Here is a 13,004-nt window from a genome sequence, read left to right as displayed (position 1 = left end):
ATGACCTCGATCGACCTGAACGCCGACCTGGGCGAGGGCTTCGGCCGCTGGCGCCTGACCGACGACGAACAACTGCTGTCCGTCGTCACCAGCGCCAATGTGGCCTGCGGCTTCCACGCCGGGGACGCGGCCACCATGCGGCGGGTGTGCGAGCTGGCGGCCGAGCGCGGCGTACGGATCGGCGCCCAGGTCTCCTACCGCGACCTGGCGGGCTTCGGGCGGCGCGCGATGGATGTGCCGTCCGACGAACTGGCGGCCGAAGTGGCGTACCAGATCGGCGCCTTGGAGGTCTTCACGCGCGCGGCGGGCGCGCGCGTGGCATACGTCAAACCGCACGGTGCGCTCTACAACCGTGTGGTGCACGACGAGGAGCAGGCCCGGGCCGTGGTCGACGGGGTGCTCCTCGCCGACGTCACACTCCCCGTGCTCGGGCTGCCCGGATCCCGCTTCCTCGACGTGGCGGAGAAGGCCGGACTCCCGGTCGTCACCGAGGCGTTCGCGGACCGGGCCTACACGGACGAGGGCACGCTCGTGCCGCGTAGCCAGGACGGCGCGGTGATCACCGACCCCGGTGCCGTCGTGGAGCGCTGCGTGCGCCTCGCCCGCTCCGGCGTGGTCGCGTCCCGCTCCGGGCGGGACATCGGGGTGCGCGCCCGCTCCCTGTGTGTGCACGGCGACACGCCCGGCGCGGTGGACCTGGCGCGCCGGGTCCGTACACAACTGGAGGCCTCGGGCGTCCGCGTGGAGGCGTTCGCATGAGGGCGCTGCCGGTCGGTGACCGTGCCCTGCTCGTCGAGGTCTCGACGGACGGGGAGGCGCAGGCCCTGCACGCGGATCTGGTGCGCCGTCGCGCGGAGGGGTCCCTCTCGGTACGGGAGATCGTCCCCGCGGCCCGTACGGTCCTCCTGGACGGCCTCGACGACCCCGTGCGCCTGGCGGAGCAGCTGGCCGCCTCACAGGTGCCGCCTGTGCCCCCGCGCGCCGGGGAGATCGTCGAGATCCCCGTCCGCTACGACGGCCCCGACCTCGCGGAGGTCGCGGCGCACTGGGACGTGTCCCCGCACGAGGCGGCGCGGATCCACGCGGCGGCCGAGTTCCGGGTCGCCTTCTGCGGGTTCGCGCCGGGCTTCGGCTATCTGACCGGACTCCCGGCCCGCTACGGGGTGCCGCGGCGCGCGACACCTCGTACGACCGTCCCGGCCGGTGCCGTGGGGCTCGCGGGCCCGTACACGGGCGTGTACCCGCGGCCGTCGCCGGGCGGCTGGCAATTGATCGGCACGACGGACGCCGTTCTGTGGGACCATGCGCGCGTGCCCGCCGCGTTGCTGTCACCGGGAACCCGGGTCCGCTTCGTCCCCGTGGGGACCGTCCCGGTGGGGTCCTCATGACGGACCGTGCTCTCGCCGTCGTACGGGCCGGGGCGCTGACCACCGTGCAGGATCTGGGGCGTCCCGGTCACGCGCACCTGGGCGTACCGCGTTCCGGTGCGCTGGACGGTCCCGCCGCCGCCCTGGTGAACCGTCTCGTCGCCAATCCACCCGAGGCGGCGGTCCTGGAGACGACGCTCAACGGCTGTGCCCTGCGGCCGCGTTCGGCGGTCGTCGTCGCGGTCGGCGGGGCCCCGTGCCCGGTCTCCGTGGACGGCCGCCCGGTGCCCTGGGGAGCCCCGGTGCTCGTGCCCGGCGGGGCACTGCTGTCGGTGGGGACGGCAGTCTCCGGAGTACGCAGTTATGTCGGCCTGTCGGGTGGGGTGGCCGTCGAGCCTGTGCTCGGCAGCCGGTCGACGGACCTGCTCTCGGGTCTCGGCCCGCCACCCCTGACCGACGGGACGGTGCTCCCCCTGGGGAGGCCGAACGCCCCCCACGCGCGCGTGGACGTCGCCGCGCAGCCGGGCCCGCCCGCCGAACTCGTACTCCGAGTGACCCTCGGCCCCCGCGACGACTGGTTCACGGCAACGGCCGTACGCGCCCTTACGACGCACACGTACCGGGTCTCCTCGGCGAGCAACCGCATCGGCCTGCGCACGGAGGGGCCCGCCCTGGAGCGGGCGCGCCCCGGCGAACTGCCCAGCGAGGGCATGGTCCTCGGCGCGATCCAGGTGCCCCCGGACGGCAGGCCCGTGGTGTTCCTGGCCGATCACCCGACCACCGGCGGCTACCCGGTCATCGCCGTCGTCCGGGCCACGGACCTCCCCGCCGCGGCCCAGGCCACGCCGGGCACGCCGGTGCGGTTCGTGGCCGTGCGGCGCCGCTGACCAGGCTTACGCCGCGTCGGGTTGCTCCGTGACCGACAACGCCGCCAGTGCCGCCGCCACCGCATGAGACGCGCTCAGGTCGAGGCGGGCGCTGGTACCGCGGGCGCGGTGGCGGATCTCGTCGGCGGCGAGGGTGAGGAGTTGGGGCAGGAGGTCGGTGCAGCGGCGGGCCACCCAGCCGGTGCCGGCGGTGGCCAGCCACCACAGGCTCGCCGAGCGTGTGGGCGCGGGGAACTCGGGCTTCGAAGAAGGCGCACGCCCCGTCGCGATGCCCGCCTCCGCGAGCAGCGCGTGGAAGCGTACGGCGAGTTGCCGGTGCCCCCGCTCGCCCGGATGCAGCCGGTCCGCGCTCCACATGGCGCGGTCCGTGAGCCACGCCCCTTCCGCGGCGTGCAGATGGACGGCGCCGTACCGCTCGGAGAGCGCGTGCACCACCGTGTTCACGGCCCGCTGGCGACGTGCGAGCGGCCGGGCCAGCGCCCCGGGCAGTCCCAGCATCGCGCCGGGGTCGGGCAGGCAGGCGGTGAGCAGCACCGCCCCCTGCCGGGTGAACGCCGCGTACACCTCGTCGAGCCGCGCGGCCACCGCGTGGATGTCGAAGCTGCACCTCAGGGTGTCGTTGACCCCGATGACGACCGAGGCGACGTCCGGCCCTGCGGCCAGCGCGGCAGGGGTCTGGCGCTCCAGGACGTCACGCGTCTGGGCGCCGCTGACCGCGAAGTTGACGAACTGCGCGGGCGCGTCGGCAGGGGCGAGCCCGTCGGCGAGCAGCGCGGCCCAGCCACGCCACCCTTCACCGACGGGATCGCCCACTCCTTCGGTGAGGGAGTCCCCGAGCGCCACGAACCGCAGGGGTCTCATACCACGCCCTCCCGAGCCCTTCGCGCGGAGGAGGTGCCCGCCTGTGACCCGGCCTGTGACGACGGCCGGTCGGCCCGTACGGCCGCGTCGTGCGCCGTGAGGAACGCCTCCACGGCGACCGGCCAGCCGAAACAGGCGGCACGCGCACGTGCCGCCTCCCGGCGCTCGCTCTCGGAACGGTCCAGCAGCAGCCGCACCTTGTCCGCGAACGACTCTCCGTTGTCGGCGGCGGTGGCTCCGGCGGAGCCGATGACCTCCGGGAGCGCGGAGGAGGCGCTGGCGACGACGGGCGTACCGCAGGCCATCGCCTCCAGGGCCGCGAGCCCGAAGGTCTCGGCGGGCCCGGGAGCCAGGCATACGTCGGCGGAGGCCTGCAGACCGCCCAGGAGCGCGCGGTCGCCCACGTGCCCGAGGAAGGTGACCGGCAACCGCTGCTCGCGCGCCCGCTGTTCGAGCCGGGCCCGCAGCGGCCCGTCACCGGCGACGACGAGCACCGCGCGCTCTCCGCGGCGCAGCAGCGCCTCCAGGGCGTCAAGGGCGGTGCCGGGCCGCTTCTCGACGGACAGCCGGGAGCACATCACCAGCAGGGTCTCGTCCACGCGCGCGTGCCGGGCGCGCAGCCCTGGGTCCCGCAGCGAGGGGTGCCGTCCCTCCAGGTCGACGCCCAGCGGGGCGCGTACGACATTGCGGGCGCCGATGCGGACGAACTCGCGCTCCGCGAACTCCGTGGTGCACACCACGCGTGCATAGTGGTGCGCGGTACGGATGTTGAGGGCGTCGGAGGCCCGCCGTGCCATGGCCTCGGACAGGCCCCAGGTACGCAGTACGCCGTCGGCGGTCTCGTGGGAGACCATCACGGCGGGCACCCGGGCGCGCCGCGCCCAGACGCCGGTCCAGCGCAGCGTCGTACGGTCGGAGACCTCGAGCCGGTCGGGCGCGAGCTCCGCCAGGAGGGCGGACACACGCTTCTTGTCGGTGAGCACGCGGTAGCCGCCGGTCCCGGGCAGCAGCGGTCCGGGCAGGGTGATCACCCTGCCCTGCTCGGTCTCGCGGTCCGTGGCGCGCTCGCCGGGCACGATCAGCACGGGCTCGTGCCCGGCCTCCCGGTAACCCGCGCCCAGTTCCCGCAGCGCGGTCCGCAGGCCGCCCGAGGTGGGGGCGACGAAGTTGGCGAGCCGGACGATCCGCAGCGACTCGCTCATGCCGCGACCACCGCCCGTCCGGTGAGCACGTCGGCATAGTGCCCGATGAGCTGGTCGCCGACGGCTGCCCAGGTGCGGCCCTCGACGGTACGGCGCGCCTCGGCGCCGTACGCGGCCCGCAGCGCGGGATCGGCGGCGAACACCGCCACGGCGTCGCGTACGGCGCCCTCGTCACGCGGCGGGACGAGCAGTCCGGTGCGCCCGTGGGCCACCAGGTCGAGCGGTCCACCTGCGGCGGGGGCGACCACGGGAATGCCGCTCGCCATCGCCTCCTGCACGGTCTGGCAGAAGGTCTCGAACGGTCCGGTGTGCACGAAGACGTCCAACGAGGCGAAGATCCGGGCGAGTTCGTCACCGGTGCGACGGCCCAGGAAAACGGCTCCGGGAAGTGCCCCGCTCAGACTGGCCTGGCTCGGGCCGTCGCCCACGACCACGACGCGTACGCCGTCCAGGCCGCAGACCCCGGCGAGGAGTTCGACCTGCTTCTCGGGGGCGAGCCGGCCGACATAGCCGACGATCAGCTCGCCGTTCGGCGCGAGTTGACGGCGGAGCGCGTCGTCCCGGTGTTCCGGGCGGAACCGGACGGTGTCCACGCCGCGCGGCCACAGTCGCACCCGGGGCACACCGTGCGCCTCCAGGTCCTGCAGAGCGGCGCTGGACGGGGCGAGCGTCCGGTCGGCGGCGGCGTGGACGGAGCGGATACGCCGCCAGGCGGTGGCCTCACCCGCGTGCACATAGGTACGGGCGTATCCCGCGAGGTCGGTCTGGTAGACGGCCACGGCGGGGATGCCGAGCCGGGTGGCGGCCGCCATGCCGCGGACGCCGAGGACGAAGGGGCTGGCCAGGTGGACGATGTCGGCGCGGTGTTCGGTGATCGCGGCGGCGACGCGTCGGCTGGGGAGGGCGACACGGACCTGGGGGTAGCCGGGGAGCGGTAGGGAGGGGATTCGGACGACGGGGCACGGCGCGAGAGCGTCGGGCCCGTTGCCGGCGGCGGTGGCCGGGGCGACGACGAGGGGAGCGTGACCGCGGTCGACGAGGTGTCGGGCGGTCTGGAGCGCGCAGTGGGCCACGCCGTTCACGTCGGGGGGAAAGGACTCGGTCACGATGACGACACGCATACCCGTGTTGTCGTCGTGCTGGACGTGGCCGCGTCAACGTGGATCTTTCCGGAGAGGGAACGTCCCATGAGCGTTGCGCTGTGTGCGCCCCCGGATCACGACCCGGTCACGCCCCGGCATCCAGGCCCGTACCAACGCACTACGGGCGGGCGACAAACACGCTCACACGACGGTCGTATCCCGCCCAGCACCGCGGACGTGTGTGATCTCACGCCGTGGACACTCCAACCTCACGCGGCAGTCGTGTCCGGGCCGATTCTGCTGCGGACCGCCGTCTGCACCTCCGCCTCCTCAGCCGGATCGGCGGCGAGCCTGCGGAGCTGGTCGACCACACGGGCGTCACCGGTCTCGGCGTGCCGGGCGGCGACTTCCCGGGTCGTCTCCTCGCAGTCCCATAGGCACTCGACGGCGAACCCGGCGGGAAAGGACGGATCGGTGGCGGCCAGCGCGCGAGCCGTGCGCCCGCGCAGATGCGATGAGGCCGTCTCACGGTAGACGTGGCGCAGCACGGGGGCGGCACAGGCGATACCGAGCCGTCCGGCGCCGTCGACGAGGGTGTACAAGGTCGGCGCGTCGGGCCCGTCTCCCCGTACGGCCTCGCGCAGGGCGCCCAGCACCAGCTCGCCGTCCTGTACGCCGCCCAGGCAGGCGAGCACGCGTCCCGCGGCCTGACCGAGCGCGTCGGGCCGGTGCGCCCACCGTCGCGCCCGCTCCACGGCGGCGACGCTGCGCATCCGCTCGAAGGCGTCCACGGCGGCGTCCACGACGAGTCGCGAGCCGGCGGCCTGAGCGGCCTCGATCAGGTCCAGTACGTCGGGATCGTGGCTGTCGGCGAGATAGCGCAGGGCCGTGCAGCGCGCGCCGTCGTCGCCGTGCCGGGCCGCGTCGATGATCTCGGGGCGGTCCTCGGGCCCCGCGACGGCCGTGAGGCAGCGGGCGGCCGGGACATGGAGCGCGGCTCCGCGTTCGATGCCCTGCTGGGCCCACTCGAAGACGGCCCGCACACTCCACCCGGGACGGGGTCCGGAGGGTCGCATCTGCCGCTGCCAGCGGTCGAAGGAGCCGGCTTCCTGGGCGCCGCGCACACGCGTGGCGATGGAGGATCGGGGGTCCTCGGCCCACAGCCGCCAGGGCCGGGGTTCGAAGGCGTCGCGCACGGCGGCGGCGAGTTCGGCCTCACCCTCGGGGTCTGCCGGGAAGCGGGCGAGGACCGGCGCGGCGAGTGCGCGCAGTCCGGCGTCGTCGTCGCGCAGTGCCAGCTCGTCCAGGGCCCAGGCCCAATTACTGCCGTGGGCGGCGTACCGCCGCAGCAGCGCGAGCGCGTCCCGCCTGCCGTACGAGGCGAGATGTCCGAGCACGGCGAGCGCGAGGCCCGTGCGTGACTCGTCCGTGTCGAGGATGTCCTCGGCGTCGAAGAGGTGAGCCTCGATCTCGTCGAGCTCGCCGTTCAGGTCGAGATAGAGACGGGCGTAGTACAGGGAGCGGTTCTCCACCTGCCAGTCGTGGCGGGGGTCGTGCAGCACACACGCGTTGAGCGCGGCGAGCGCCTCGGGGCGCGGTGCGGTGAGCGCGTGCAGCGTGCCGTCGCCGCGGCCCCTCTGGAGCAGGCCGAGCAGCGTACCGCTGGGCGCTATGACCGGATCGAACATGGGAAACAGCCTCACATCAAGCGTCGGCGCAACCGGAGATCGTGCTTTACCTGGTCGCGTGACAACACGTCGGGGCGCCCGTCGTCTCTTGCTTGCTGTAGACCATCTTCCTCTGCCTCTCGTCGGTGCCCGTAGGGGCCGCATCACGGCCCGCGCGGTGCGGCAACACCTGCCCAGCCATCGCGTCCGTGAATCACGACGTCATGATGACCCAGCGGTTCTCGCTACCGCGACCGCATTTCCGGCGGCTGGGTACCGCCTCCCCCAAAATCGCTGTTCCGCCTGGTCAGGACGGTCCGTTCAGTGCGTTCCGAAGAGGTCGAGTAACTCGGCCTTGCCGAACATCCGGGCCGTGTCCACCGCGGACGGCGTGCCCGCTTCAGGGTCGGCACCGGCGTCCAGAAGGACCCGGACCACCGCGTCCTCGCCCTTGAAGACCGCTCCGGCGAGCGGCGTCTGGCCCCGGTCGTTGACGCGGTCGGCCTCGGCGCCGCGCTCCAGGAGGGCGCGCACCGCGTCGGCGTGGCCGTGGTAGGCGGCGAGCATCACGAGCGAGTCGCCGCGGTCGTTGGTGAGGTTGGCCGGGACGCCCGCGTCGACATACGCGACGAGCCCCTCGGTCTCGCCCCGGCGCGCCAGATCGAAGATCCTGGTCGCCAGTTCCACGACCTCGGGGTCGGGAGCTTCACTCATCGGCCGGACCACCTCTCGCTGCGGGAACTCGGGGACTCCGGGTCCGTACGACCGCGAGGGTGCAGCCGTACGAGTGATTCGCCAGCGTACTGGCTCGAGCGGTCACATGACCGGGCCCGACCGAGGCAAAGATCACCTCGAAGTCGGCAGACGGCCGCTGAGGTCCGGGTGGCCGGTGAGCCAGGGGCCAGTAGGGCGAAACAAGGGGAAATTCACCCAGTTGCGCCTTTTATCGCACAGATACATGCTGTGAGTCTGAAACTACTCATGGTGACTGTCCCCATCGACCAGGAGAACCATCATGATCCTGTCCATCTCAGCTGTCGTCCTGCTCGGCATCATCGTCTTCATCCTCTACCGCAAGGACGGCCTCAAGGCCTCGCACCTGCTGGTGTGCGCGCTCTTCGGGTTCTATCTGGCGAGCACGGCCATCGCCTCGAGCATCAGGGACGGCGGCGAGAGCCTGGCCAGCTTCCTCAGCGACATCGAGTTCTGACGCCCCTCCCCTCCGCGCGCACCGTCAGGAGACAGCAGTGGCCCGGCGCCCCCTCCCCCGCATTCTGAGCAACGGCAGCGACCGGATCGTCCGCGGCCGGAAGCTGGCCCGGTCGGCCGCCGACAGTGCCACCGACGTTCTCCATCCGCTGATCACGATCACCCGTGGACTGCGCCGGCTGGCGGCGGCAGGGCGGCTCAGATGGGCCGGCACCCCCAGGGACCGGCGCGGGCCACTGCTGTTCCTGCTGACCTCGATCGTGCTGGTCGTCGCTCTCCTGCCCTTCGGGCCACTGCTCGCCGCCCTCACCCTCATGGCGGCTGCCGCCTGGCACGGCCGGGACCGCACCCCGTCCCGGCCGGCGGGCCCCGACGAGGCGCAGACCAAGCGTCTGGAGTCGCTCTACGAGGCGCTCGTCCCGTACTTCTCGGTCCCCGAGGACCCCGCTCCCCTGTTCACACACGGCGGGCAGTGGGCGAAGGCCTTCGTCTCGTACGCGTTCGACGGCACCGGCCGCATCTCACAGCTGACGATCCGCTACCCGGCGTACTTCACGGACGGCGAGGCGGCCTCCCGCGCACGTATCGAGCAGTTGCTGCACACGAAGTCGGGCCGTGGCCGGGAGTACCGCTTCGAGTGGGACGAGGAGGGCAATCAGCTCACCGTCACGGCCCTGCCGCCGCTCCCCGTCGACATCGCCGCCCAGCGCTTCGTCACGGCTCCGGGCGAGACGGTGCTCGGCTTCACCGACCCGGCGGGCGTCCAGCGCACGCTCCCTGTCATCGCCGGTGGGGAACGGCGCGACGTTCCGCCGGTCGTCTGGCGCACCGGCGTGCGCTCGACCGAGCCGCACCTTCTCGCGGTCGGCGGTCCCGGGAGCGGCACGACCACCCTTCTGAGGTCGATCGCTCTGCAGGTCCTCCAGCACGGTGACGTGCTGATCGTCGAGGGCGGTGGCACGGGCGAGTTCGCGTGCCTCACGGGCCGCGCCGGCGTACTGGCCGTCGAGTGCGATCTGACGGGGGCCCTGGCCGGTCTGGAGTGGGCGGCGCACGAGACGGAGCGACGCCTCATCGCCATGAACCGGGCCCGTCAGGCGGGCCAGTCCCCGCCGGACGACACGCTGCGTCCGCTCTGGCTCCTCTTGGACCGCCCGACGGTGCTCGGGCAGCTGGCGGCGGCCGAGGGGCGCCGTGACCCGCAGTCCCTCCTCCAGGTGCCGTTGCGGCACGGACGCACGGCCGGTGTGACGGTGGCGGTGGCCGAGCAGTTCGACGGCATGGAGTCCCTCATCGACCCGGTACGTCAGCACACGCGCGCGCGTGTCGTGCTCGGCCCGGCTTCTGCCGCACAGCTCGAAGCGGTGCTCGGGACGCGTCCGCCCACCACCCCGACCCCGGACATGCCCGCCGGCCGCGGCTACGCCCGGCTGGGCACGGGTCCGATGCACCGCCTCCAGGTTCCGGCGGCCCCGGACCCGTACGACGAGGCGACGAGCGAGTCCCACCGCCAGGCGGTCCTGAGCCTCCTGCCGGAGCGCACCGCTCCGGCGGACCCGGAGCCCGCCGACGCCCCGACGGAAGACCGAACGGTCCTCACGAAGGGCACGAAGGGCACGAAGGTCGTGGCGGAAGGCTGACGGGTCGCGGGAGGTCCGAACGCGGCGTCACGCCACGAAGGTGCGCGGTGTCTCCGTCGCCCCGTTCGCTCCCGTCTCCACCAGACGGGCCGCCGCGGCCAGGCGCGCCGCGGCCTCCTCGGCCACCGCGCCGCCGACGGTGAACGGCAGCCGCACATAGCCCTCGAAGGCCCCGTCCACTCCGAAGCGTGGCCCTGACGGCACCCGTACGCCCACCCGCTCGCCGGCCTCGGCCAGCCGCGAGCCCGACAGCCCTCCGGTACGCACCCACAGCGTGAGCCCGCCGTGCGGCACCTCGAACTCCCAGCTGGGCAGCTCACGGCGCACGGCGGCCACGAGCGCGTCGCGGTTCTCGCGGGCCTGGTCCCGCCGGATGTCCACTGCCTGCTCCCAACCCCCGGTGCTGAGCAGCCAGTTCACGGCCAGCTGTTCCAGGACAGGGGTGCCCAGATCGGCGTACGCGCGTGCCGCGACCAGGCTGCGGATCACATCGGGCGCCGCCCGAACCCAGCCGATCCGCATGCCCGCCCAGAACGCCTTGCTGGCCGAGCCCACCGTGATCACCGTCGACCCGGCCGGGTCGAAACCGCAGACGGGGCGCGGCAGTTCGAGCCCCTCGTCCAGATGCAGCTCGCTCATGGTCTCGTCCACGACCAGCACGGTGCCCGCCGACCGCGCCGCGTCCACGAGCCGCCGCCGCTGGTCCTCGTCGGCGAGCGCGCCGGTCGGGTTGTGGAAGTCCGCGACGACGTACGCAAGACGAGGCGCCGCGTCGCGCAGCACCTGCCGCCAGCGGTCCATGTCCCAGCCCGCGAGCCCCTCGGCCATGGCGACGGGCACCAGACGGGCTCCCGCCTCGCGCATCAACTGGAGGATGTTGGCGTAACTGGGCGACTCGACGGCGATGCGCTCACCGCGCCCGGCGAAGAGGTGGCAGATGGCGTCGATGGCTCCCATGGCGCCCGTGGTCACCATGATCTGCTCGGGCATCGTGGGAATGCCGCGCGCGGTGTAGCGCTCGGCAATCGTCGTACGCAGCGCGGGCAGCCCCGCCGGGTAGTCGCCGTGGGTGTGGGCGTACGGCGGCAGCTCCTCCAGGGCGCCCTGTACGGCACGGGTGAGCCAGGGCTCGGGCGCGGGCAGGGCCGCGCAGCCGAGGTCGATCATGGAGCCGAGCGCATCGGGCGGCAGCGGTTCGAGACCGCGCGCGGGCAGCGGATTGCCGGCCGGCACGGCGGTCCAGCTCCCCGCTCCCCGGCGGGACTCCAGGAACCCCTCGCTGCGCAGCGACTCATAGGCGGCGGCCACGGTGGTGCGGCTGACGGACAAGGAGAGGGCCAGTTCCCGCTCGGCGGGCAGCCGCGCGGCAACGGGGACGCGCCCTTCGAGCACGAGCAGCCGGATGCCGTCGGCGAGGGCGCGATAGGCGGGCGGGCGACGCGTACCGGGACCGGCAGGGCGCTCCTGCTGGGAGTTGAGCAGCCGGGCCAGCTGTGCGGCACCGACCGCCGAAGTCCACTGAGCCATGATTTCCAGTCCACCTTCCCCGAATTGGCCATGGATGGCAGGTCCTGCCAAGCCACAGGGTGTCATGCATCAGGCCACTACCACCATCTCAGGGGGCACGTCTTGTCCACACAGGGGCATCTCCTACGGCGGCTGTCGCAGCTCTACGGCGGTCTCACGCTGTACGGCGCGAGTTCGGCACTCCTCGTCAGATCTGGCCTGGGGCTGGAGCCGTGGAACGTGCTGCACGAAGGGCTCGCCGAGCGGACGGGGCTGTCGATCGGTGTGGTGCTGACCCTCGTGGGTGCCTCGGTGCTGCTGCTGTGGATCCCGCTGCGTCAGCGGCCCGGGCTCGGAACGATCTCCAACGTCCTGGTGATCGGTGTCGCGCTGGACGCGACGCTGGCCCTCGTACCGGACGCCCGCACCCTGGCGGTCCGCGTCCCGCTGCTGGTCGCGGGGATCCTCTTGCATGGCGTGGCGACGGGCATGTACATCGCGGCACGCTTCGGGGCCGGCCCCCGCGACGGCCTGATGACGGGGCTGCACCAGCGCACGGGAGTCTCGATCCGCCTGGTGCGCACGGCCATCGAGATCACGGTCGTGGCGACCGGGTTCGCACTCGGCGGCACCGTCGGCATCGGCACGGTCCTGTACGCCCTGTCGATCGGCCCGCTCGCCCAGCTGTTCCTGCGCGTGTTCGCCGTTCCCTCGGCGGACGGCAGCACCGTCGTTGCCGGGGGTCAACCGAAGCGGGCGATACTGCGCCGGTGACCACGCGGATACGCCATCCCTATCTCGACCATCCCGGCCCGATCGCCTTCGCCCACCGGGGCGGGGCGGCGGACGGACTGGAGAACACCGTGGCGCAGTTCCGGCGCGCGGTCGAAGCGGGCTATCGGTACATCGAGACCGATGTGCACGCCACCGCCGACGGCCGGCTCGTCGCCTTCCACGACGCGACACTGGACCGGGTGACCGACGGGGCGGGCCGGATAGCGGACCTCCCCTGGGACGACGTACGGCACGCACGCGTGGCCGGTGGCGAACCGGTGCCCCTCTTCGAGGAGCTCCTGGAGACGTTCCCCGACGTCCGCTGGAACGTCGACATCAAGGCGGAGCCCGCCCTGCACCCGCTGCTCGATCTGATCGGCCGCACCAACTCCTGGGACCGCGTCTGCGTCGGCTCCTTCTCCGAGGCGCGCGTGTCCCGCGCCCAGCGCCTGGCCGGGCCGCGCCTGGCGACCTCGTACGGCACCCGGGGTGTCCTGGGGCTGCGCCTGCAGTCGTGGGGCGTCCCCGCGGCGTTGCGCCGCTCGGCGGTCTGCGCGCAGGTACCCGAGTCCCAGTCGGGTGTCCCGGTGGTCGACCACCGCTTCGTACGCGCCGCACACGCGCGCGGGCTGCACGTCCACGTGTGGACCGTCAACGAGCCCGAGCGGATGCACCGTCTTCTGGACCTCGGAGTCGATGGCATCATGACCGATCACATCGAGACGCTGCGCGGGGTCCTCAAGGACCGCGGCACCTGGGTCTGACCGGCCCGCGGCGTCCGCGTACGGGGACTGCGACGGGGAAGCGAG

Annotated in this window: 13 protein-coding genes; 7 read left to right on the top strand and 6 right to left on the bottom strand. The window is 73.1% G+C overall.

Features of this window, described 5'->3' with window-relative positions; all coding sequences use genetic code 11:
* The 3 genes from IEZ21_RS34910 to IEZ21_RS34900 are packed head-to-tail and all read left to right on the top strand — an operon-like array spanning position 1 to position 2,254.
* Positions 1-759 (top strand): LamB/YcsF family protein, encoded by a 759-nt coding sequence (locus IEZ21_RS34910; protein WP_189325824.1) that lies wholly within the window; start codon positions 1-3, stop codon positions 757-759.
* A complete protein-coding gene (locus tag IEZ21_RS34905; protein WP_189325823.1) occupies positions 756-1,388 on the top strand; it encodes a 5-oxoprolinase subunit B family protein in 633 nt (210 codons plus the stop codon). Before IEZ21_RS34910 ends, IEZ21_RS34905 begins: the two co-directional genes overlap by 4 nt.
* On the top strand, positions 1,385-2,254 hold the full coding sequence (locus tag IEZ21_RS34900; protein ID WP_189325822.1) for a 5-oxoprolinase subunit C family protein: 870 nt from the start codon (positions 1,385-1,387) through the stop codon (positions 2,252-2,254). Before IEZ21_RS34905 ends, IEZ21_RS34900 begins: the two co-directional genes overlap by 4 nt.
* Positions 2,255-2,260: 6 nt before the next feature.
* Here the strand turns inward: IEZ21_RS34900 and IEZ21_RS34895 are convergent, their stop codons facing one another.
* The 5 genes from IEZ21_RS34895 to IEZ21_RS34875 all read right to left on the bottom strand — a co-directional run bounded on the left by IEZ21_RS34895 (position 2,261) and on the right by IEZ21_RS34875 (position 7,780).
* A complete protein-coding gene (locus IEZ21_RS34895; RefSeq protein WP_189325821.1) occupies positions 2,261-3,115 on the bottom strand; it encodes an SGNH/GDSL hydrolase family protein in 855 nt (284 codons plus the stop codon).
* Positions 3,112-4,317, bottom strand: coding sequence for a glycosyltransferase (locus tag IEZ21_RS34890; protein WP_189325820.1), 1,206 nt, complete (start codon positions 4,315-4,317; stop codon positions 3,112-3,114). Before IEZ21_RS34890 ends, IEZ21_RS34895 begins: the two co-directional genes overlap by 4 nt.
* Positions 4,314-5,438 (bottom strand): glycosyltransferase family 4 protein, encoded by a 1,125-nt coding sequence (locus IEZ21_RS34885; protein WP_189325819.1) that lies wholly within the window; start codon positions 5,436-5,438, stop codon positions 4,314-4,316. The genes IEZ21_RS34890 and IEZ21_RS34885 overlap by 4 nt, the downstream gene beginning before the upstream one ends.
* Before the next feature lie 230 nt (positions 5,439-5,668).
* Positions 5,669-7,087 (bottom strand): amino acid adenylation domain-containing protein, encoded by a 1,419-nt coding sequence (locus IEZ21_RS34880; RefSeq protein WP_189325818.1) that lies wholly within the window; start codon positions 7,085-7,087, stop codon positions 5,669-5,671.
* A gap of 300 nt (positions 7,088-7,387) precedes the next feature.
* A complete protein-coding gene (locus IEZ21_RS34875; RefSeq protein WP_189325817.1) occupies positions 7,388-7,780 on the bottom strand; it encodes an ankyrin repeat domain-containing protein in 393 nt (130 codons plus the stop codon).
* A gap of 301 nt (positions 7,781-8,081) precedes the next feature.
* On the opposite strand from IEZ21_RS34875, the gene IEZ21_RS34870 reads away from it, so the two are divergent.
* Complete coding sequence (locus IEZ21_RS34870; protein WP_033321848.1) at positions 8,082-8,276, top strand: hypothetical protein; 195 nt, start codon at positions 8,082-8,084, stop codon at positions 8,274-8,276.
* Between the two features lie 37 nt (positions 8,277-8,313).
* Complete coding sequence (locus IEZ21_RS34865) at positions 8,314-9,915, top strand: P-loop NTPase family protein (protein WP_189325816.1); 1,602 nt, start codon at positions 8,314-8,316, stop codon at positions 9,913-9,915.
* Positions 9,916-9,942: 27 nt separating this feature from the next.
* Here IEZ21_RS34865 and IEZ21_RS34860 read toward each other — a convergent pair whose 3' ends face one another.
* Complete coding sequence (locus IEZ21_RS34860) at positions 9,943-11,442, bottom strand: SCO1417 family PLP biosynthesis transcription factor (protein ID WP_189325815.1); 1,500 nt, start codon at positions 11,440-11,442, stop codon at positions 9,943-9,945.
* 102 nt (positions 11,443-11,544) lie between these two features.
* Here IEZ21_RS34860 and yczE point away from each other — a divergent pair, with 102 nt between their 5' ends.
* Together yczE and IEZ21_RS34850 are read left to right on the top strand one after the other, a co-directional pair.
* Positions 11,545-12,195 carry a membrane protein YczE gene (yczE, locus tag IEZ21_RS34855; protein WP_189325814.1) on the top strand — a complete coding sequence of 217 codons (651 nt, stop codon included), beginning with the start codon at positions 11,545-11,547 and terminating at the stop codon, positions 12,193-12,195.
* Complete coding sequence (locus IEZ21_RS34850) at positions 12,192-12,959, top strand: glycerophosphodiester phosphodiesterase family protein (protein WP_189325813.1); 768 nt, start codon at positions 12,192-12,194, stop codon at positions 12,957-12,959. The genes yczE and IEZ21_RS34850 overlap by 4 nt, the downstream gene beginning before the upstream one ends.
* The last annotated feature ends 45 nt before the right edge of the window (positions 12,960-13,004 follow it).

It is taken from the genome of Streptomyces flaveus, from assembly GCF_014647675.1.
GTDB classification, from domain to species: Bacteria; Actinomycetota; Actinomycetes; order Streptomycetales; family Streptomycetaceae; genus Streptomyces; species Streptomyces flaveus.
This window is presented reverse-complemented; position numbering and strand designations above follow the sequence as displayed.